Source organism: Amycolatopsis sp. NPDC104775, from assembly GCF_055583325.1.
This window is the reverse complement of sequence record NZ_JBVJOE010000002.1, coordinates 754,317-774,638: the sequence shown is the minus strand read 5'-3', so window position 1 is coordinate 774,638 and position 20,322 is coordinate 754,317. Positions and strand designations below refer to the sequence as shown.

The 20,322-nt window shown below is 69.7% G+C and carries 21 protein-coding genes; 10 read left to right on the top strand and 11 right to left on the bottom strand.

From position 1 onward, the window contains the following. Position 1 precedes the first annotated feature (1 nt). The 5 genes from ACZ63D_RS12510 to ACZ63D_RS12490 form a co-directional block, all read right to left on the bottom strand. Entirely contained in the window at positions 2–1,270 is a 1,269-nt protein-coding gene (locus ACZ63D_RS12510) for a glycosyltransferase family 2 protein (protein WP_465354383.1), read from the bottom strand. Next, positions 1,267–1,440, bottom strand: coding sequence for a hypothetical protein (locus ACZ63D_RS12505; RefSeq protein WP_465354382.1), 174 nt, complete (start codon positions 1,438–1,440; stop codon positions 1,267–1,269). Before ACZ63D_RS12505 ends, ACZ63D_RS12510 begins: the two co-directional genes overlap by 4 nt. Before the next feature lie 22 nt (positions 1,441–1,462). Beyond that, positions 1,463–3,145 (bottom strand): DUF2334 domain-containing protein, encoded by a 1,683-nt coding sequence (locus ACZ63D_RS12500; protein WP_465354381.1) that lies wholly within the window; start codon positions 3,143–3,145, stop codon positions 1,463–1,465. Beyond that, the gene (wecB, locus tag ACZ63D_RS12495) at positions 3,142–4,335 is read right to left on the bottom strand and encodes a non-hydrolyzing UDP-N-acetylglucosamine 2-epimerase (protein ID WP_465354380.1); all 1,194 of its coding nucleotides are present in this window, start codon (positions 4,333–4,335) and stop codon (positions 3,142–3,144) included. Before wecB ends, ACZ63D_RS12500 begins: the two co-directional genes overlap by 4 nt. A 355-nt stretch (positions 4,336–4,690) precedes the next feature. Next, the gene (locus ACZ63D_RS12490) at positions 4,691–5,176 is read right to left on the bottom strand and encodes a carboxymuconolactone decarboxylase family protein (protein WP_465354379.1); all 486 of its coding nucleotides are present in this window, start codon (positions 5,174–5,176) and stop codon (positions 4,691–4,693) included. Positions 5,177–5,222: 46 nt separating this feature from the next. Here ACZ63D_RS12490 and pdxR point away from each other — a divergent pair, with 46 nt between their 5' ends. The 4 genes from pdxR to ACZ63D_RS12470 all read left to right on the top strand — a co-directional run bounded on the left by pdxR (position 5,223) and on the right by ACZ63D_RS12470 (position 9,167). Then, positions 5,223–6,620, top strand: a complete 1,398-nt coding sequence (pdxR, locus tag ACZ63D_RS12485) for a MocR-like pyridoxine biosynthesis transcription factor PdxR (protein ID WP_465354378.1) — start codon at positions 5,223–5,225, stop codon at positions 6,618–6,620. A gap of 90 nt (positions 6,621–6,710) precedes the next feature. After that, positions 6,711–6,887: a CsbD family protein gene (locus tag ACZ63D_RS12480; RefSeq protein ID WP_465354377.1), complete on the top strand. Its 177-nt coding sequence runs from the start codon at positions 6,711–6,713 to the stop codon at positions 6,885–6,887. A gap of 117 nt (positions 6,888–7,004) precedes the next feature. After that, positions 7,005–7,613, top strand: coding sequence for a TetR/AcrR family transcriptional regulator (locus ACZ63D_RS12475; RefSeq protein WP_465354376.1), 609 nt, complete (start codon positions 7,005–7,007; stop codon positions 7,611–7,613). 18 nt (positions 7,614–7,631) lie between these two features. After that, a complete protein-coding gene (locus ACZ63D_RS12470) occupies positions 7,632–9,167 on the top strand; it encodes an FAD-dependent monooxygenase (protein WP_465354375.1) in 1,536 nt (511 codons plus the stop codon). On the opposite strand, the gene ACZ63D_RS12465 is transcribed toward ACZ63D_RS12470, so the two are convergent. Continuing rightward, positions 9,139–9,975, bottom strand: a complete 837-nt coding sequence (locus ACZ63D_RS12465) for a class I SAM-dependent methyltransferase (protein WP_465354374.1) — start codon at positions 9,973–9,975, stop codon at positions 9,139–9,141. The two genes, ACZ63D_RS12470 and ACZ63D_RS12465, sit on opposite strands and share 29 nt — an antisense overlap. Next, the gene (locus ACZ63D_RS12460; RefSeq protein ID WP_465354373.1) at positions 9,972–10,793 is read right to left on the bottom strand and encodes a class I SAM-dependent methyltransferase; all 822 of its coding nucleotides are present in this window, start codon (positions 10,791–10,793) and stop codon (positions 9,972–9,974) included. Before ACZ63D_RS12460 ends, ACZ63D_RS12465 begins: the two co-directional genes overlap by 4 nt. Before the next feature lie 36 nt (positions 10,794–10,829). On the opposite strand from ACZ63D_RS12460, the gene ACZ63D_RS12455 reads away from it, so the two are divergent. Together ACZ63D_RS12455 and ACZ63D_RS12450 are read left to right on the top strand one after the other, a co-directional pair. Then, entirely contained in the window at positions 10,830–12,260 is a 1,431-nt protein-coding gene (locus tag ACZ63D_RS12455) for a xylulokinase (protein WP_465354372.1), read from the top strand. Positions 12,261–12,264: 4 nt separating this feature from the next. Next, positions 12,265–12,948 carry an alpha/beta hydrolase family protein gene (locus ACZ63D_RS12450; RefSeq protein ID WP_465354371.1) on the top strand — a complete coding sequence of 228 codons (684 nt, stop codon included), beginning with the start codon at positions 12,265–12,267 and terminating at the stop codon, positions 12,946–12,948. A 212-nt stretch (positions 12,949–13,160) separates the two neighbouring features. Here the strand turns inward: ACZ63D_RS12450 and ACZ63D_RS12445 are convergent, their stop codons facing one another. The 3 genes from ACZ63D_RS12445 to ACZ63D_RS12435 form a co-directional block, all read right to left on the bottom strand. Then, entirely contained in the window at positions 13,161–13,868 is a 708-nt protein-coding gene (locus tag ACZ63D_RS12445) for an anti-sigma factor family protein (protein WP_465354370.1), read from the bottom strand. Next, positions 13,865–14,404: a sigma-70 family RNA polymerase sigma factor gene (locus tag ACZ63D_RS12440; RefSeq protein ID WP_465354369.1), complete on the bottom strand. Its 540-nt coding sequence runs from the start codon at positions 14,402–14,404 to the stop codon at positions 13,865–13,867. Before ACZ63D_RS12440 ends, ACZ63D_RS12445 begins: the two co-directional genes overlap by 4 nt. Positions 14,405–15,314: 910 nt before the next feature. Further along, positions 15,315–15,551, bottom strand: coding sequence for a hypothetical protein (locus tag ACZ63D_RS12435; RefSeq protein ID WP_101438212.1), 237 nt, complete (start codon positions 15,549–15,551; stop codon positions 15,315–15,317). A gap of 128 nt (positions 15,552–15,679) precedes the next feature. Between ACZ63D_RS12435 and ACZ63D_RS12430 the strand changes: the two genes are divergently transcribed. Further along, positions 15,680–16,564, top strand: coding sequence for a DUF3800 domain-containing protein (locus tag ACZ63D_RS12430; protein ID WP_465354368.1), 885 nt, complete (start codon positions 15,680–15,682; stop codon positions 16,562–16,564). Positions 16,565–16,592: 28 nt separating this feature from the next. Here the strand turns inward: ACZ63D_RS12430 and ACZ63D_RS12425 are convergent, their stop codons facing one another. Continuing rightward, a complete protein-coding gene (locus tag ACZ63D_RS12425; protein WP_465354367.1) occupies positions 16,593–17,012 on the bottom strand; it encodes a DUF5709 domain-containing protein in 420 nt (139 codons plus the stop codon). 71 nt (positions 17,013–17,083) lie between these two features. Between ACZ63D_RS12425 and ACZ63D_RS12420 the strand changes: the two genes are divergently transcribed. From ACZ63D_RS12420 to ACZ63D_RS12410, 3 genes are read left to right on the top strand one after another with little or no spacing between them, the layout of a single operon-like run. After that, the gene (locus ACZ63D_RS12420) at positions 17,084–18,157 is read left to right on the top strand and encodes a VanZ family protein (RefSeq protein ID WP_465354366.1); all 1,074 of its coding nucleotides are present in this window, start codon (positions 17,084–17,086) and stop codon (positions 18,155–18,157) included. A gap of 50 nt (positions 18,158–18,207) precedes the next feature. Then, positions 18,208–19,686, top strand: coding sequence for an AlkA N-terminal domain-containing protein (locus ACZ63D_RS12415; RefSeq protein ID WP_465354365.1), 1,479 nt, complete (start codon positions 18,208–18,210; stop codon positions 19,684–19,686). Continuing rightward, entirely contained in the window at positions 19,683–20,174 is a 492-nt protein-coding gene (locus tag ACZ63D_RS12410) for a methylated-DNA--[protein]-cysteine S-methyltransferase (RefSeq protein ID WP_465354364.1), read from the top strand. The genes ACZ63D_RS12415 and ACZ63D_RS12410 overlap by 4 nt, the downstream gene beginning before the upstream one ends. Positions 20,175–20,322: the final 148 nt, after the last annotated feature.

The following is a 20,322-nucleotide window of genomic DNA, read 5'->3' as shown; positions in this document are numbered from 1 at the left end:
GTCAGGCTGGCAACTCCGCCAGCCTTTCCGTTTTCGCCCACACGTTGCGCTTCAACAAGATCCGGAACACGGCCCGCCACGTCGCTAGCACACCGAGCAGCAAGAACGCGGGATAACACAACCCGGCCAGCAACGCCCGGCGCAAGGGTTCATCCCGCAACCGGACAAAGTAGACGATCGCCCACATGATTCCGGGCAGCAGCAAAGCGGCCAGCCACAGCGCCACCGCCTGCGACAGGTTCCCGGTCTCCGCGACCAGACCGCCGAACGTGTTTCCGGTCAGCAACGCCACCGGAACGATCACCAGCAGCGCCGCGGCGAACAGCGACAGCGGAACAGTCAGCCACGGCACGACGAGGTAGACCAGGAAGTCGAACAACCCTGTCCCCGCGATGAACCGAGAAGTCGCGAGACTGCGCAAATGCCGTGAGCACTGGAGATTCCCCTGCGCCCAGCGAGTCCGCTGCCGCAGGAGGCGGCGCGTGTCCTCCAAGCCCTGCTGGGTCACCCAAGCCCGCTGCGTGTACCGGATCCGCACCCCAGCCAAGTGCAGCCGCAGCCCCAGTTCAAGGTCCTCGACCAAACAGTCGCTCCACGGCGACGGCCCGAACTTGCGCAGCACCGACAGTCGCGTGAACTGCCCATTGCCGCCCATCCCGACACTGCCGAGGACATCCCGCAGTGATTGCGAAGCGTCCGCGATCGCCCCGAACTCCAAGTCCTGCAACAACGCCAGCAACCGGTGTCTATTGTGGATCCGCACCCGGCATTGCACCGCACCGACACCGCGGCTGCGCAGCATCGCCGCGACCTCAGTGAGCAGCCCCGCGCTGCCGCGCCCGTCGCCGTCGATGATGCCGACGACAGTCTGCGACACGGTTCCTTCTCGCACCGAGATGGCATCGATGTAGCGATAGCCAGCGTTAAGCGCCTCGCCTTTGCCCTGCCGCGCCTGGGGCAAGTCACGCCGCAGCACGTGCAGCCGGTCATCAGCAATTCCCGCGACAATCTCTGGCGTGGCGTCGTCCGAGCCGTCATCGATGACCAGCACCCGCACGGGAGTTTCCGGACTGCCCAGCCGTAACGCGTTCCGCACTGTATTGGCGATAACGCGTTCCTCGTTCAGCGCCGGAATAACAATCCAGAACAGCAACGGGCGCGCCGAGCGTTCCGCTGCGGGCCGCGGCGCACGCCAGGCGAAGGCCGCCAGCACCAGGTTGTGCACCGGCCACCAGCACAGCAGCAGTACGAACCACCACGGCTGCGTCATGCCGCGTGCCGACCCCGGGAGCCGTTAGCGCGCAACCGGACCGAACGAACCGTCAACGCCATCGCGACGAATCCAACCAGGGACAACACGAACCACCACACCCCGTGGAACGGCGCGACACCGATCGCGGCGGCGGACACGACCGCAGGAGCGACCCGGGTGACAGACATTTCTTTTCCTTCCAGAAGAAACTCAAGCAGCGACAGCGGCCGGGGACACGAAGCGATAGCCGAGCCCCGCAATGCCTTCGACTATCCGCCGAAGGTCGCCAATGCCAAGAAACGAGTGATAGTAAAAACTGACGACGCTGTCGGTCACCACGCGGTGGGTTTTCGCGTCGGCCAGGATGTCGTCGGCGGTGCGGGCGTCGTGCTGATTGAACTTGGCCGGCGCGACGTTGCCGACGTTCTCCGGCACCACGACAGTCCCGTAGACATCGCGGACCGGATACGGGAAGAACTGGCCGTAAACCTCGCGATAGGACACATCGGTCCGGCCACATCGGCCGCCGTCGCACTGTCCGGCGTAATAGCTGCCCCGGTCGTACCGCATCGGGAAGATCCGGCCCGCCTCTTGGTAGTCCACTGCGGACCCGCCGTAATGCGGGAACTCGAACGCGTCCGGCCGCGGCAGCCCGACCCGGTCGAACTCGCCCAGACCGGTCGCGATGCGGCCGCGGAACCACTCCGGCGAATCCTCCGGCACCGGACCGCTGAGCCGCACATTGTCCTGGTGGTCGACGGTCGCGCGGTAGAACTCGTAGTCCGCAGCGCTGGTTCCCGAGTACGGGTTGGCCGTCTCGCCGTACTGGTGGCTGTAGCCGTGCATCACCAAGGTCCCGCCGCGCGCGACCGCATCCCGCAGTGCCGCAACAAGTTCCGGGCTGTCCACCAACCGTGCGAAGGTCGGCTTGCCTCCATTCGCCGCACCGCGTGGATCCACGTAATACGGATACACCGCCAACGAGAACGGCACCCCGCGCCCGCTGAGGTAGTCGGTGATCGCCCGGACTTCCGCAGGCGGCGTACGTGGGCCGATGTCCTCGATCCGCACTAGCGCTCGTCGTCGTTCCGGCGCGTCCGGCGCGAGCACGCCGAGCAGAATGTCCGCGGCCGCCAGATAACGGTCACCCGCGCCGACGTAAGAATACGGTACTTCGGCGAGATAGGTGAAAGATCCACTGTGGACCGCCCACGGCGACACCACTTCATCCGCGGACTTCGCCTGCGCCAGCACCTTCGCCTTCGGCGAGGTCACCCGCACTCCCACGACATCAGCCCCGGCATGAGGATCACGCCGCAGTTCAGTGTCCCGATAGGACACTGTCGTGACTTCGTCCTCCCGGAACGGAGCCCACGTCCACCCCCACTTCCCGGCAAGCGTCGGCGTGTGGTCGAACAGCTGCCAGATATTGCTGCCGATCCACACCACCGGCAGCCGGGTCCGGCTCACGTCGGCCAGCAACGCGGGCGGAAGCTGCGCGTCATAGACCGTGCCGACGTAAACGACCGCCTGGTATTCGTTCAGCTCACCGCTGCGATAGTCGGCGGCGGGCAGCATTCGCCAAGCGGTGGAACGGGAAACCAGGTTCGCCGTCTGGATCGCGTTGGCCTGCGCCTCCTCGGCGACCTGCGTCGCGGGCGGGCTCGGCCGCAACCGGCGCCCGTCGTCGAACAACACCAAAGTACGCCGGTCGTCACGCCCGCCGGGACCGGCCAGGCCGATTTTCGGTTGCCGCAGAACCGGTTGGGCCGGAGAGGCCGCTTCGGAACCGGAGCCCTCGTCCGAGACCACCACGACGATCCCGCCCACCAAGCTGACCACCGCGGCGACAATGATCCCGAGCCGCAACCACGCAGGGAACCGTGAGTTCACTGCCTGACCTCAGCCAATTCTGGCTCGAATGGTTCCGGTGCCTCAGCGGCCAGGCCGAGCAGCCACGCCACCGCTTGCTCGGTGCGCTCCGCGGCCCGGCCGTCACCGAACGGATTGGTGCGCGCGTTCATCTCGGCTCGCAGCGCCGGATCGGCCAACAGCCTCGACGCGGTGTCCACAATGAGGTCGGCGTCCGTGCCGACGAGCATCGCGCAGCCAGCGTTGACTGCCTCCATCCGTTCCGTCGTGTCCCGCAGCACCAGCACCGGCACCTTGAACGTCGGCGCTTCCTCTTGGATACCACCGGAATCGGACAGCACCAGGGAGCTGGCCGCGATCGCCGCCGCAGTCTGTTCATAAGGCAATGCCGGCGTCAGCACTACGCGCGGATGGCCAGCCAGCGCTTCCAGCACCGCCTCCTGCACGGCCGGATTCGGGTGCATCGGCAGCACCACGCGAACGTCCGGATGCCGCGCCAGCAGAGTGTCCACAGCGGACAGAATGCGAGTCAGCGGCTCACCCCAGGACTCCCGGCGATGCGCCGTCACCAGCACCAACCGGCACTCGCCCCGCGTCGCCGACTCGACCACGTCGGCGACCGCACTGTCGGAAAAGGACACTGCCCGGTCCGTCACCCGGGAAATCGCGTCCACCACAGTGTTTCCCGTGATGAGCAGAACGCTGTCGTCGATGTTTTCGGCGCGCAGGTTCTCCGCGGCCAGCGGAGTCGGAGCGAGGTGCAGGCTCGCGGCCTGGCTGACGAGCCGCCGGTTCAGCTCCTCCGGAAACGGCGAGTGCAGATCGAACGAGCGCAGTCCGGCTTCCAGGTGCACCACGGGAATCTTGCGCCAGAACGCGACCAGCGCACCGGCCACAGTGGACGTGGTGTCGCCCTGCACGAGTACCGCCGCGGGCGGACGTTGCGCGGCGAGCGCGTCGAGGCCGGTGACGAGCTGCGAGAACAACTCGGGCTGCCCGCCGTCGACCCGGTCGAGCGTCAACCGCAGGTCCGGGGTCAGCGAGAACGCGGCGAGCACCTGGTCGACCAGCTCCGGATGCTGCCCGGTCGCGACGAGCACCGGGTCCAGCCGTCCGGACCGGCGCATCTCTTGCACGACCGGCGCCATTTTGATGGCCTCCGGCCGGGTGCCGGCGATCAGCCAGACCACCGGTGCGGCACCCCGGGTCATCACGGAACTCCATTTCGGCGAAAGCGGACACGATCGGGAAAAGTTCTGGATCGTGCCGACCACGCTAACTACGGCTTCCGGGATCGACCTCACCCGCACGGGTAAAAATCACCGTGGGTAGTCGCCGTCACAAGCCGTCAAGAAGACACCAAACGCCCCTCTACCGCGCTTTTAAGCAGCTGCTTACTTCACTGAACCCGCTTCCACCAGACTCCGCGAACACTCTCCGTAAATAACCTAGAGCAGTTAAGTCACCAATCGCGGAAAAGGGCACCCAGAACCCCCGGATGCCCTTTTTCCCGTCCCCGGTCAACCCGGCGGCACGATCGCGCGCCTAGTGGTCCAGACCACTAGATCAGTGCTTCCCCGGCACGTATTCGCCGGGCACCATTCGCGTCGTGACCGCGAACCGGTTCCACGCGTTGATCACCGTGATCGTCGCGATCAGCTGAGCCAGCTCGGCTTCCTCGAAGTGTTCGGCGGCGAGCGCGAAGACCTCGTCGGGCACGAAGCCGTCCGTGAGCACGGTGACTGCTTCGGTCAGCTCCAGCGCGGCGACCTCCTTCGCGGTGTAGAAGTGCTTCGACTCGTGCCACGCGGAGAGCTGGATGATCCGCTCGGTCGTCTCGCCGGCGGCCAGCGCGTCCTTCGAGTGCATGTCGATGCAGAAGGCGCAGTGGTTGATCTGCGACGCCCGGATCAGCACCAGCTGCCGCAGCGCTGGGTCGAGGCCGCGGCGGGTCGCGGCGTCGAGACGGATCATCGCCTTATAGGCCTCGGGTGCCAGCTCCGCCATCGTGAGGCGGGGCGGTTGCACCGGAAGTCGTTCGGTAGTGGTCATAGTTTCGACCCTACGAGCGAGTGGCACTCTGTTATGGTCCATTTCCGTGCGCGCGGAGTGGGCCAGTTCGCTGAGTGAAGACCTGCACCTCGACCTGCGCGGGCCACGCCTGCGCGACGGTTTGATGGAAGCCTTGCGGGACGCCATTCGCACCGGACGGCTCGCCCCCGGCTCGAAACTGCCGTCCAGCCGCACGCTCGGCGCGGATCTCGGGATCGCCCGAAACACCGTGGCGCAAGCGTATGCGGAACTCGTCGCCGAAGGCTGGCTCACCGCACGGCAAGGTGCCGCAACCCGAGTTGCCCCGCGCGCCGAAACCGCGCCTGCGCCCGCCGTGCCGAAGCCCGCGTCGCGACACCAGATCGTGCACGACCTACGCCCCGGTCATCCGGATCTCTCGGCGTTCCCTCGCGCGGACTGGCTGAAAGCCGCGCGCCGCGCTCTCTCGGACGCACCTGCCCACGCATTCGACTACGGCGGCCCGTACGGCCGTCCCGAGCTACGAGAGGCCGTAGCCGCGTACCTCGCCCGTACGCGCGGCGTACGCGCGCATCCGGACCAGATCATGATCTGTACCGGTACGTCACACAGTCTCATCGTCCTCGCCGAAGTGCTGAAGCAACGCGAAACCCGCGCAGTCGCCGTGGAGTCGTACGGCCTGCAGGTGCATCGAGCGCATCTCGCCAAGGTTGGCCTGGACACTCCGCGGCTGCCCGTGGACGCCGACGGCGCGATGGTCGAACGCCTCAACGACCTTCCCGACGTCGGCGCGGTGCTGCTGACGCCGTCGCACCAGTTCCCGACCGGCGTCGCGCTCCACCCCGACCGCCGCGCCGCGGTGGTGGACTGGGCGCGCCGGACCGGCGGCCTGGTGCTGGAGGACGACTACGACGGCGAGTTCCGTTACGACCGGAGCCCGGTCGGCGCGATGCAGGGACTCGACCCGGAGCACGTGATTTACCTTGGCACCACAAGCAAAGCGCTCGCGCCGGGCCTGCGGCTGGGCTGGATGGCGCTGCCGCCGCGCATCGCCAGGGCGGCCGCCGAGGCCAAAGGCGACCGCGATCCGTTCTCCGGCGTGCTCGACCAGCTCACCATGGCCGAATTCATCACTTCGGGCAGTTACGACCGGCACATCCGCGCGATGCGGCTGCACTACCGCCGCCGCCGCGACCAGCTTGTCGCGGCGCTGGCCGAGCACGCGCCGAACACGCGGGTGACCGGATTGTCCGCTGGCTTGCAAGTGCTTGTCGACGTCCCGTCCGGCGAGGAAAACGCGGTGGTGCAAGGGTCCGCGTGGCAGGGGCTGGCAGTGCACGGAATCGGCGCGTTCCGGCATCCCGACGCGCCCGCGGACCGGGACGCGCTGGTGATCGGCTACAGCACCCCGTCGGCCAGCGCGTGGTCGGGCGCGCTGGCGGCGCTGTGCCGGGTGCTGCCCTAGCCGGTCGGGCAGACCTCATCGGGGCCCGCGAGTTTGCCGCGCGACAGAGCGGGTAGCCGAAGCACGAGGCACCAGAAGGGAGGACCCACCATGAACGACAAAGCCGAAAACAAGGCCGAAGAACTTAAGGGTCGCGCGAAGGAAGCCGTCGGCAACGCCACGGACAACGAGCAGTGGCAGGCCGAAGGCAAGGCGGAACAGGGCAAGGGCAACCTCAAGCAGGCTGCCGAGAAGGTGAAGGACGCCTTCAAGGGCGCTAAGGACTAACCGGACGCGCGTCGTCGGGAGGCCCGGGGCATCTCGCCCCGGGCCTTTTCCTTGCCGCCAAACTTGCGCGACACGCAAACTTTGCGCGACACGCAAGTACTGCGCTATGGTGGTCTCATGACCGAGCGACCGAACTTGCGAGACCGCCGCCGCCAAGAGACCCGGGTCGACATCTCCTGGGCGGCGATCCGGCTCACAGTCGAGCGCGGTCTGTCGAACGTGACCATCGAGGACATCGCCCGCGAGGCGGGAGTTTCGCCGCGCACCGTCAACAACTACTTCTCCAGCAAAGCCGAAGCGATCGTCGCGCGGCACCAGGACCGGGCTCGTGGGATCGCTGATCACCTCCGCGCGCGCCCGGCGTCGGAGCCGCTGTGGACCGCGCTGCGGGAAGCGTCGCTAGCGCAGCTCGACGCCGACCGAGGCACTTCCCCCGGCAGCTCGACGGATCCACAATGGACGGCCGGGGTCCAGGTCATGATCAAGGAACCAGCGCTGGCGGGCGAATTCCTCAAAGCCAGCGTCGCCGCGGAAGAAGCACTGGCCGAAGCGATCGCCGAACGCCTCGGCTCCGACGTCCACGACCTCCGGGTCCAGCTCATCGCCACCACCGCCGGGGGCGTGCTGCGCGCAGTCATCCAGGAATGGCTGCGCGCCGATCCACCCGCGGAAATGGCCACCATCGTGCACCGGGCCTTCGACACTCTCGCCGAGGTGCTTCCCTGATCCCGCAAGGAGATCCCCATGTCCGCCGTCGTCATCGCGGGCGCTGGGCCGAACGGCCTGATGCTCGCCGCCGAACTTTGCCTCGCCGGGGTCCGCCCGCTTGTCCTGGAGCGACTCGCCGAACCTGACGGCGTGCGCCGCGCCAACGGTCTCGTCGGCCAGGTCGTGCCGCTGCTGCACCGGCGCGGGCTGTTCAAGAAACTCGCCGGCACACCCGAACCGACGCCAGCACCGCGGTTCATCTTCGGCGCGTTCCCGGTCGAATTCGCCGACCTGCCAAGAAATCCGATGTATCTGCTGTCCCGGCCACAGCATGAAATGGAGCCGATCTTCGCCGAGCAGGCCACCACGCTCGGGGCCGAGATCCGCCGTGGGCACGAAGTCACCGGCTTCACGCAGGACGAGTCATCGGTGCTCGTGCAGGTGCGGGGGCCGGACGGGCCGTACGAAATCACTGCCGACTACCTCGTTGGCGCGGACGGCGGACGCAGCACGGTGCGCAAGCTCGCCGGGATCGGCTTTCCCGGCGTCACGTGGGACGAAAGCGTGTCCCGCAGCGCGAACGTGCGGCTTCCGCAGTCGTTCGTCGATCCCGCGAGCGGCGGGCTGAAACTGGCAACCGGCGTCATTCCGCCGTTCCAGCACCATCGGACGGAAACCGGGCTGTTCGTCTTCACCCCGTTCGACCCGGCGAACCCGATGCTGTCGGTCACCGAACACAGCGGTGCCGCCGATTTCGCCGAGGACGAACCACTGACCATGGCGGAACTGCGCGCGAGCGTGCAGCGGGTGCTCGGGGTCGAACTGCCGCTCGAACCGCCGTCCGGCCCCGGTCCGTTCCTGCTGCGCAGGCTGTCCGGCGGCAACACCCGGATCGCCGAGACTTACCGGCGAGGGCGGGTGTTGCTGGTCGGCGACGCGGCCCACGTGCATTCCGCGCTCGGCGGGCCCGGGCTCAACCTCGGCCTGCAGGACGCGGCGAATCTCGCCTGGAAGCTTGCCGCGCAGTTGCGCGGCTGGGCTCCGCCGGGCCTGCTCGACAGCTATGAGGCCGAACGCCGCCCGGTGAGCGAGCGGGTCGTGATGCACACCCAGGCGCAGAGCGCGCTCGTCGCGCCCGGGCCGGAAGTCACCGCGCTGCGCGAATTCTTCGCCGAACTGCTGGCCTATCCGGGTACGCGCCAGCACGTCGCCGACCTGATGTCCGGCGCGGACATCCGCTACGGCACCGATCCGGGCAGCGGCTACTGGGCTCCTGATCTGCCGCTCGCCGATGCGGGTCCGCTGAACGCCGCGTACCAGGCCGCGCGCCCGGTACTGCTGGACTTGACGCCCGGTGCCTTGCTCGCCGACGTGGCGGAGCCGTGGCACGATCGCGTGACCACCGTGTCCGCCACGGCGACGGGCGAGGCGCCAACCGCGCTGCTCATCCGCCCAGACGGTTACGTCGCCTGGTCCTCCACTGACGCCGAACCGGACGCCGAGGTGCTCCGGACCGCCCTCACGCAGTGGTTCGGCGCACCGGTCAGGTCAGCCGTGTCGTCGCCACGTTGACGCGCACCCCAGCCGGCAACGTGCCGTCCGGGGCCGCCATCGACCGGGACGCCACCTTGAACGCGGTCCGCAGCCCCATCAGCTGGGTCTCGTCCAGGACGTCCACCTGGTAGTAGGTGTCCTGGCAGGTCCGCCAGACCTCGTCCAGCGGACCGGACAGGTCCACGTGCAGCTGGTGCCAGCCGACCGGCGCGAACCCGGCCGGGCGGAGCAACGCGTCCAGGCCTTCGCGGGTGCGGCTGCGCGGATCGCCGGAGATCGGCACCTGGCGGTCCTCGGCCACCACCGCGAAGAGCGGCCGGGCAACTTTCAGGAACACCTCGAGCGCGTCGGTTCCGCCGCCGCCCACGCCGATCACGAAGGTGCCGCCGGGCCGCAGCACGCGCGCGGTCTCGGCGATCACCTTCTCGACGTCGGACATGAGCATCAGGGCCATGTGCGACACCACCGCGTCGAAGCTGTCGTCCTCGAACAGCAGCTCCTGCGCGCGGCCTGGCCGCAGGTCCGCGTCGGCGAGTCCGGCCCGGCCGCGCGCGAGCTCCAGCTGCTTGGCGGAAAGGTCGATGCCGGCGAGCTTTCCGGCACCGCGGCCGGCGAGCACGGACAGCAGCGCGCCGTCTCCGCAGCCGAGGTCGAGCACGCTGCCCGGCTGGCCCACGTGGTCGGCGAACGCCTCGTACACCGAGCGTCCGCCGACCCGGCCCCGCTCGGCCAGTTCGGACGCGGCTGCCGGGTTCCGGTCGTGAAAATCGCGCAGGAACTCTTCGGCGGGCGTCATCATGCCCGTGACGGTAGCGCGAACGGTCATGTCAGCAGCTCGGTTTTGGCCAGGTTGACGCAAAGCCCCGCCGGAAGCCGTCCGTCCGCGGTTCGCAGCTGCTCGGTTTCGGCGAGGAAGGCCGAGCGCAGCCGGGACAGCTGAGCGTCGTCGAGGGTGTCGGTCGAGTAATACGATTCACAGCACAACGTCCACACCTCGTCCGGCGCGGCGGTCAGGTCGATCTCGTACGGCTCCCAGGAAACCGGCGCGAACCCGGCCGGAGCGAGAACCTCGTCGATCCCCTCGCGGTTCGACGTGCGCCGCTCCGCGGTGTAGGTGGCCCGCCGTTCCTCCGGCACCTCCCGGAACAACGGCCGGGCCAATTCGAGGAACACCGGCGTCGCACCGGTCGATTCGGGACCGCCGACGACGACCGCGAAGGTTCCGCGCGGAACCAGCACCCGCGCGATCTCGGCGGCGACTTCCTCAGGGTTGTCCATGAGCATGAAGGCCATGTGCGACACGACCGCGTCGAAGCTGTCGTCCTCGAACGGCAACTCCTGCGCCCGCCCGTGATGAAGCTCCGCATTGGCCAGTTCGGGCCGTTGCCGGGCGAGGGACAACTGACCGGAAGACAGATCGACGCCAGCCAGCTTTTCCGCCCCGTTCCGGGCTGAAACGGCCAGCAGCGCGCCATCGCCGCAGCCGAGGTCAAGAACCCGGCGAGCGGGCGCGACCCGATCGGCCAGCACCTCGTAACTCGTCCGCCCGTCCCCGGTCACCCGGCCGGACTCGATCAGCACGGACATCGCGTCCGGTTTGCGATCGTGGTACTCGCGCAGGTAATTCTCCGCGGCAGAGGTCATGCCCCGACGGTAGCGAAACCCTGGTACCCCTGAGGCATGGACGAAGAAGCTCTGCTCGGCATCGACGTCGGCACGACCGCGGTGAAAGTCGCGGCGTTCGCGCCGGACGGCCGGGAACTCGCGGCGCATTCGGCGCCCTACCCGATCGCGCGGCCGCGGCCCGGCTGGGCCGAGCAGGTCCCGGAGGACTGGTGGCGCGCAACGGAAACCGCGCTCCGCACGGTCCTTTCCGGACTCCCCGCCGGCGCGGTGCGCGCGGCCGGGATCGTCAGCCAGGTCAACACCCATCTGCTCGTCGGCGAAGACCTGCGGCCGCTCACCCCGGCGATCATCTGGCAGGACCAGCGCTGCGCCGAGATCGCCGCGGAACTCGACGCGCGCTTCACCGACGACGACAAAAAACGCATCTGGGGCGGACCGATCGTGCTCGACGCGTCCTTCGCCGCCGCCCGGGCCGCGTGGTTCGCGCGCGAGCGACCGGAGCTCTGGTCCCGTGCCCGATGGATGCTGAGCCCCAAGGACTTCATCGGCGCCCGGCTCACCGGACGGGTCGCGACCGACCTGCTGTCCGGCGTGCGCATCGCGGGCGCGTCCGGCTATCTGCCCGAAGCGGTCGCGCTCGTGGACGGACTCGGCGACCGCCTGCCGGAACTGCTCGCTCCCGAGAAACCTCTCGGACACGCGGCCGTACTGGGCGACGCTCCGGTCGTCGTCGGGACCATGGACGCGTTCGGAGCCGTTTTCGGCACCCGCACCACAGAACCGGGCCGCGCGATGGTCACCTGCGGCACGTCGCTGGTCGTCGCGGCCGCCTCGCACCGGCACGAATCGGTCCGCGGCCTGGTCACCTTCCCGCCTCGCGGCGATCTGGTTGTGCACGCCGGGCCGACTCAAGCAGCGGGCGACGCGGTGCGCTGGTGGAGCCGGGCGTCCGGGCTGTCCGTGCCGGAGGTGTTCGCTTCCGCCGCCGAAGGCGCACCCGGCGTGGTGTTCCTGCCGCACCTGCAAGGCGAACGCGCGCCGCTGTGGGATCCGGACCTGCGCGGCAGTTTCCTCGGGCTGACCTCGTCCACCAGCACCGCGGACCTGTCGCGAGCCGTGCTCACCGGAGTCGCGTTCTCCGCGCGACACGTGCTGGAAACCGTCGAAGAAGCCTGCGGCGAGCCCCTCCCGTCAGTGACGTTCTCCGGCGGCGGCGCCCGCAGCGACCTCTGGACCCAACTCCACGCCGACGCACTGTCCCGCCCCGTCGAACGCCTGCGCGTGCACGACAGCGCCGCACTTGGCGCCGCGCTGCTTGGCGCAGTCGGCGCGGGACGCCATCCGGACGTCGAAACCGCCGCCGCCTCGACCGTCGCGGTGGAGCGAACCTTCGCCCCCGAGACCGACCTGACTGGCCTGTACGAGGCGTATCGAGCGGCGCACGAAGGGCTGGCGAGAGTGCACGAACGGCTGGCGCGATGGTGATCTAATGACCAGCATGGAAACCCTCCGCTACGGCAGCGAGCCCAGCCAGTTCGTCGAACTCCACGGGACCCCGGGCGGGCGAGGCACCGCGATCCTGCTGCACGGCGGCTGGTGGCGCGCGCGGCACGACCTGCACCAGCTCGACCCGATGGCAGCCGACCTCGTCGCTGCGGGCTGGTCCGTGGCGAACGTGGAATACCGGCGCATCGACGGCGACACCGGCGGCTGGCCGCAAACCCTGGACGATGTGCTGGCCGCGATCGCCGCCGTCGACCGTCCGGCCGCGCTGCCGACCGTCGCGATCGGCCACTCCGCGGGCGGCCACCTGGCACTCCTGGCCGGCGGCGGGCTCTCCGGTGTCGTGGCGCTGGCCCCGATCACCGACGTCCCGCGCGCCCGGGCCGAAGAACTGGGCGAAGGAGCGGCCGGGTTGTTCCTGACCGGCGATGACCCCGCGGCGTCCCCCATCCGCCAACTCCCGATCGGCTGCCCGCAACTCGTCGTCCAGGGCGACGCCGACGTCCGAGTTCCAGCGGCGCACAGCCGTGATTACGTCGCCGCGGCGAAGAAGGCCGGTGACGACGTGGACTACGTCGAGCTTACCGGCGTCGACCACTTCCGCCTGATCGACCCCGCGGACGAGCCGTGGCAGCACGTCCGCGAATGGCTGGACCGGCGGTTCAGCTGACGTCCGTCAGCCGCCTCCGCCCGGGCAGCCGCCCGCGCACGGTTCAGCCCACGTGCGAGCCCCGCCGCCAACTCCACCCCGCCAGCCGTCGCAATCGAGTTCAGCTGACATGCGTCAGCCGCATCGGCCTGACCAACCGCCCGCGCACGGTTCAGCCGACCTGCGAGCCCTGCCGCCAGCCAACTCCACCCGACCAGCCATCGCAATCGAGTTCAGCCGACGTCCGCCTCGACGAACCGGTGCCCGGCGGTGTTCTCGATGACCACCGCCGCCACCTGCGCCGGGTCGACGACCGCCGTGCCGTAGAGGTTCGCGCCGTCCCGCGCCGCCCGCTCCGACACCAGCCAGCCGCCCGCGACCTGGCGTTCGCCGTTCTTCCCGAGAACCACGAGCAGGCATTTCTGCCCCGCCGGGATGCCCGTCACCGAACCGTCCACGCGCACCCATCCGGCCTGCGGCACGATGCTCGCGGTCAGCCGGGTCTGCCCGCTGGCATCCACGCCGGAAACGACCTTCGTGCCCGGAACCGCGCTGGCCGTCGGAGGCGGCGTAGTCGGAACCGCCACCGCGGGCCCGGACGAACCGCGCCCCACCAGCACTCCAACGCCCAACGCGGCCGCAGCCACCACGACCGCCGCGGCGATCGCCATCGACCGTCCCCGCCCGGCCCGCGCGCGCGACTCCGCGCGAACCTGCCCCACGGTCCGCTGAAGCAGCAGGTCCGCGCCCACCGGCGGCCCCTCCAGCAACGCCTCCGGCGGCAGCTCGCCGAGGAAACTCTGCACCTCCCGCAGGGACGCGGCCTCGGCCCGGCACCGCTCGCAGCCGTCCAGATGCGCCTCGACGTCGCGTTGCTCGCCCGACGCGAGCTGACCGGTCAGGTACCCCGCCAGGTCGACGTGCTCGTCGGCAGTGTTCATCCGGCCACTCCTTCCGCTCGCCGGAACTCTTCCCGCAACGCCCGCAATCCGTAATACGAGCGGGACTTCACCGTGCCCGGCGGAATCCCGAGCCGCTCGGCCGCCTCCGCGACGCTGCGCCCCTGCAGATACATCTGCTCGAGCACCTCGCGATGCTCCGGGGAAAGCCCGTCCAGCGCGGCGAGCACCACCATCGAGTCGACGACCTGATCGGCGTGGTCCCGCTCGACCGGGTCGCCCGCCGGCGACTCGGCCACCTCCCGCGGCCGCGCCTCCTTCGCCCGGAACCGGTCGATCACCAGGTTCCGCACCACGGTCAGCAGCCAGCCGCGCACCGACCCGCGCCCGTTGACCAGGCTGTCCGGACTGCGCCACGCGCGGACGAGCGCGTCCTGCACCACATCCTCCGCCGCCGCCCGGTCGCCGAGCAGCCGGGTGGCGTAGGCGAGCATCGCCCGCCCGTGTTCCTCGAAAAGCGCGCGGACCAGCGCCTCGTCCGCAACCGCCCGCCGGTGACGGGCCCTGAACCCGGCCATGCCCCGCATCATCCTCCCGATCGGGGCCGGTTGTCCCGCCGCCGGGCCGGATCGCTTCCGGCCCGGGTCGGGCACCTTCGGCCGCCCGGGCGGCCGCCTGTCCCGACCCTGCCGGTCCGGATCGCTTCCGGTCCGAGTCGCGCGCCTTCGGCCGCTCGTCCCGACCCCGCCGGGCCGGATCGGTTCCGGCCCGAGTCGCGCGCCTTCGGCCACCTGGGTGGCCGCTTGTCCCGACCCCCGGGCCGAATCGCTTCCACCCCGGGGTGCCCTCCTTCGCCCGCCCGGGCGGCCGCCTGTCCCCACCCTGCCGAGCCGGATCGCTCCCGGCCCAAGTCGCACTCCTTCGGCCACCCGGGCGGCCGCCTGTCCCGGCCCGGCCCGCCCGGCGTCCCATCGGCGCAGGTCACGATGCCCCGATCGATACCCGCCCACCAGCGTGGTTCCGCCGACACGATCGGGGAACGCACCGCTCACAGCCCCCGGACCTGGGCTAAGTTCGCAACTGATCCAGCCGGAAGGCTTGCTCACCAGGTCGGCGCACGCCGGTGCCGTGCACTGGGATCACCGCCCCGGCCGCCCGACCGCCCTGGAGCCGCCGGGAGCGCTGCGCACACCGCCCTCCCGGCGGCTCCGGGGCATCCAGGGGCATTTCCATCCGGTTCCGGGCTTTCGCGCGCCAGCTCGAAGTGCCGCCTCGCGACTTCCCGAACAGTCGCGGTCCGGAACTCCGGCCCGCGGCACTCGACGCGCAGCGCGGGCAGGCTGCGCGCTGTCTTCACGCGAATCAAAGCTGACTTCCGGATATCGCTTGCGGATCTCCGGTTCGAGAGACCGCGATCAGCCCCCGCGACCGATCACCCCGTGCGCAGCGAGAAATCCCGTGCCGCCAAAGCGTGAGTCCACAAAGGACTCAAGCAGCCGCCGCCCCGAGATCCGTCAGCACCACCGGGCTCGCCGGGGCCCCCCGGCGGCGGGCGATTCTCACCAGTCCCCGGCGGCGCAGCCGGTCCATCGCCTGCGTTTCCCACAGCGGGACCCGTCCGCCGACCGACCACAGGTAGCACTCCCCGGCGAATCCGTTGTGGACCACCACCAGCCCGCGCCGGACGTCGTCCAGTGCGTGTACGTCCTCCTCGACGAGCACCATGACCGGCTCCCTCCGTCCCCTTCATGGTGAAACGTCCGGGGCCGTGAGCACATCCGGGAATCCGCCTGAGGGGTCCCCCGGAGAAATGGGGTCGCCCTCGGCCCGCGGACCTGGCAGGATCGAACCCTGTGCGGCCGCCGACCATCGCGTGCGACGAGTCCGGCGCGGAGGGCGTGAACCTGATCGGCGCGAACACCGCGGTCTTCGCGCATGCCGCCGTCCGGCTGGAGCCGGAGGCCGCTGCGGAATGTGTCGCGCGGCTGCGGGAACTCATCGGTTCGCCCGCGCTCGAATACAAAGCCAACCACCTGCTGCGCGCCAAGAACCGCGCCGCCCTGGAGTGGCTGCTCACCGAACCGCTCGCCGACGCCGCCAGCGTCCTGCTCGTCGACAAAGCCTTATTCCTGGCGGGCAAAATCGTCGACCTGCTGGTCGACCGGACTCCCTACCCGCAATGCCTGCGGCACCGTCCGGACGCCCGTGCCCGCGCCTTGCACCAAGACGGCCCACGGCTTCACGGCACCCGTCGCTGGACCGAATTCCTGCGCTCGTTCACCGGACTGCTGCGCACCTCGAACCGCCGCCTTCCCGCGACCACCCCTGCCGAGTTCTTCGCCCAGACGGACGTCCTCGGCGATCTGGTCTCGGCCCGCCCCCAGCTGACGGCCCTGCGCGACGAACTCCTCGCCGACCCGGCGCTGGCCTCGCCGCTCGACCCGTTGCTGCCCGCCCTCGCCGACACGGTCGCGTTCTGGCGTCCGGAATCCGTCATCCACGACGAGCAGCCGTCCCTCACCCCCGCCCGGCTCGCCCAACTGCTCGATCCGGTACCGCGCTGGCGGTTCGTCGACTCGAAGTCCGAACCGCGGGTCCAGGTCGCCGATTTCCTGGCCGGAGTCGCGCGGCGGCTGACCGAGGAAACCCTGCACGGCGGCGGGGACGCGGAACTGGTCAAACTGCTGCGGCCGTACGTGCTTCCGGCGTCAGTCTGGATCGGGGATCCGGCGGACTGAGCAGCCCGGCTGGCTTAACGCAGCGGCGTCACCACTCCTGCGGATTGACGACGTGCACCGCGGCTTCCTCCGCCGACGCCGCGCCGCCGTCGATGCCGATGTCCGAGGCATACAGCTCGGCCTCGGTGTCGGGGCCGAAGCCCGCGTTGGAGGCCACCAAGCGGCCCGCGCGGAAGTCGCCGACCTCGTCGTCGACGAGTTCGCCGTCGGTGTCTTCGGCGTCGGCCAAGCCGTCGCCTTCGGTCGCGCGGACGTCCGGGAGTTCGCGGGCCAGCCTGCCCTCCCAGCTTTCCCCGGCGGCTTCTTCGGCGGCGGTGGTGCCCCAGTCGCGAGTCGCGAGTGGACGTTCCGGCGGCGAATAGCCCTCGTCGTAAGGATCTCCGTCCTCCAGGGTGTCCTCGGGATCCAGCAGGCCGGTATCGGCGTTGTCTTCGATGTCGTCGTCCACTGCTCCTCCTTTCCGCGTGCCCAGGCTACTGCCGCCAGCTAACCTGTGCGCTCACCCGGGGTGGAGGAACGATGACTCAGTGGAGTGGCCCGACGCTGATCGCCGTGTTCGCCGGATTCGGTCTGGCGTTCGTTCTGGTGGTGCCGTATGTGGCGATCAGCTACCGCAAACGCGGCGAACTCGGCCTGCTGCGCGCGATCGCCGCGCCCGCGTTCCTCGTCTACTGCTTCGCGCTGGTCACCTACACGCTGCTGCCACTGCCGGACGTCGACGCGGCGTACTGCGCGACGCATGAAGCGCTGCGGCACCCGGTGTGGAATCCGCTCCAGTTCCTGGAAGACATGCGGCGGTTCAACACCGGGTTGCTGGATAATCCGGCGCTGCGCCAAGTGTTGTTCAACGTCGCGTTCTTCGTGCCGTGGGGCGTGTTCCTGCGGCGATTGTTCGGGCGGAGCATCGGTTTCGCCATCGTCAGCGGGTTCTTCGCGTCGCTTGCCATCGAGACGACCCAACTGACCGGCGTGTGGTTCCTGATGGAATGCCCGTACCGGCTTTTCGACACCGGCGACCTGCTGGCCAACACCGTCGGCGCTGGGATCGGCGCACTGCTCGCGCCCGTGCTGCGCCGGTCTGGACGGCTGCGTCCGGCCGACGAACCGCGTCCAGTCCTCGCCCGGCGACGGCTGCTGGGCATGGTGCTCGACCTGATCTCGGTCACGCTGGTGGGCGTCGTGCTGAGCATGATCGCGCTCGGCGTGCAGTACGTCACGAAGGGCACGCTGCAGAACAACACGCTGATCGACGACGTCCTCGGCCGATGGGTGCCCACGGCGGTACTGCTGTTGCTCGTACCGCTCGCGGGAAACGGTGCGACGCCTGGTCAGCGTGCGGTTCTGCTGACGGTCGTACGCGCGGACGGGCGGCCGCCGTCGGTGCTGCAGTCGATCGTCCGGTTCCTGATCGGGTCGGGCGGTTACTTCATCCTGGTCGGGCTGAACTCCGGGTGGACGTCGCTGTGGCTGGTGGCGCATCTGGTGTTCATGGCCTTCACGCGAGGACACCGGGGCTTGACTGGACTGGTGTGCGGGTTGTCCGTCGTCGACACGCGGGCGGTGGCGCGGGAGCCGGTTGCCCCGCCAGGGTGATGTCGTTTTTTCGCGAGGTTTCGCGCGCGCGGCGGGGCAGACTGGTCGGCGTGTACGAGGAGACCGAACGCTGTGTCCGCGCGGTGCAGTCGAAGGACGACCGGTTCGACGGGTGGTTCTTCACCGCTGTGCTGACCACGCGGATCTACTGCCGGCCGAGTTGCCCGGTGGTGCCGCCCAAGGTCGAGAACATGCGCTTCTACCCGAGCGCGGCGGCCGCGCAGGCCGCCGGATTCCGTGCCTGCAAACGCTGCCGTCCGGACGCGTCGCCCGGTTCGCCCCTGTGGAACGAGCGCGCTGACATGGTGGCGCGCGCGATGCGCCTGATCGGCGACGGGGTCGTCGACCGGGAGGGCGTGCAAGGACTGGCCGCGAGGCTCGGGTACAGCGTCCGGCAGGTGGAACGCCAAGTGCAGGCCGAACTAGGCGCTGGCCCGCTCGCGCTCGCCCGGGCCCAGCGCGCCGAGACCGCCCGGTTGCTGATCGAAACCACCGCGATGCCGATGAGCGATATCGCGCACGCCGCGGGGTTCTCCAGCATCCGGACGTTCAACGAAACCGTGCGCGCCGTTTTCGCCCTGACGCCGAGCGAGTTGCGCTCACGCGTCCGCGGCGGCAAGCGAACCAAGTCGCCGGGCGTGCTGTCGCTGCGACTCCCGTTCCGTCGGCCGCTGTGTCCGGACAACCTGTTCGGGCACCTGATCGCCACCGCAGTCCCAGGCGTCGAAGAATGGCGCGACGGCGCTTACCGCCGGACCCTGCGCCTGCCGCACGGCCACGGCGTGGTGTCGCTCCGCCCGGAGCCGGACCACGTCGCGTGCCGCCTGAGCCTGACCGACCTGCGCGACCTAGCCGCCGCGATCAGCCGCTGCCGCTGGCTCCTGGACCTGGACGCCGACCCAGTAGCCGTCGACGAACAACTCGCCGCGGACCCACTACTCGCCCCTTTGGTCGCGACCGCCCCCGGCAGGCGCGTCCCGCGCACGACCGACGCCGCCGAGTTCGCCGTACGAGCCGTCCTCGGCCAGCAGGTCTCGACCGCCGCCGCCCGTACCCACGCGGCACGCTTGGTCTTGGCACACGGCACCCCGATCGAGGACCGGGAAGGCGGCCTGACGCACCTGTTCCCGTCGCCCGAGGCCTTGGCAAACCTGGACCCGGAAACGCTGGCGATGCCGAAGTCCCGCCGCGCGACCCTGCTCGGCCTAGTGTCGGCCCTGGTCTCCGGCGAGGTCGACCTGACCGCAGGCGGCGATTGGGTCCAAGCCCGCGCGCAACTGGCCGCTCTGCCCGGCTTCGGCCCGTGGACGGTCGAGAGCATCGCCATGCGCGCCCTCGGCGATCCGGACGCCTTCGTCGCGACCGACTTGGGCGTCAAGATCGCCGCCGAAACCCTAGGTCTGCCAACGAGTCCAGCCGCCCTGATCGCGCACGCCAGCCGGTGGCAGCCCTGGCGCGCGTACGCGGTCCAGCACCTCTGGGCGACCGGCGACCACCCGATCAACCGGATTCCCGCGGAGTCGGCATGACCGTGGTGCACACCGTCATCGACAGCCCAGAAGGCCCCCTGACCCTCCTGGCCCGCGACGGCGGCCTGGCCGGCCTGTACATCGGCGACGAGCAATACCGCCCACCCCGCGCCGCATTCGGCGACCGGGACGACCGCCCCTTCGCCGAGGCGACCCGTCAGCTGAACGAGTACTTCGCCGGTGACCGGGTGGAGTTCGATCTACCGTTAGCTTTCAGCGGCACTCCTTTCCAAGAGACGGTGTGGCGAGCGCTCCTGCGGATCCCCTACGGCGAGACGACGACCTATCGAGAGCTGGCTGAATCGATCGGCCGCCCGACGGCATCCCGCGCGGTCGGCCTGGCGAACGGCCGGAACCCGATCGGCATCGTGGTGCCGTGCCACCGGGTGCTGGGCAGCGACGGATCACTGACCGGCTACGCGGCTGGGGTGGAGTGCAAGCGGAGGTTGCTGGAGTTGGAGCGGAGCGGGCGAGTGGTTGTGGGGTGAGCGGGGGCGGTTGGGCTACCCGCAGCGGCGTCGTCGGGTTCGCGCGGATCGTGCCACGCCAGCTCCCTCGGGTTGCTCGGGCCGACCCCTCGGGGCTGCTCGGGCCGCACGGGCTGAATGCGCTCGGGTTTAGTGCTACGCCGAGCGG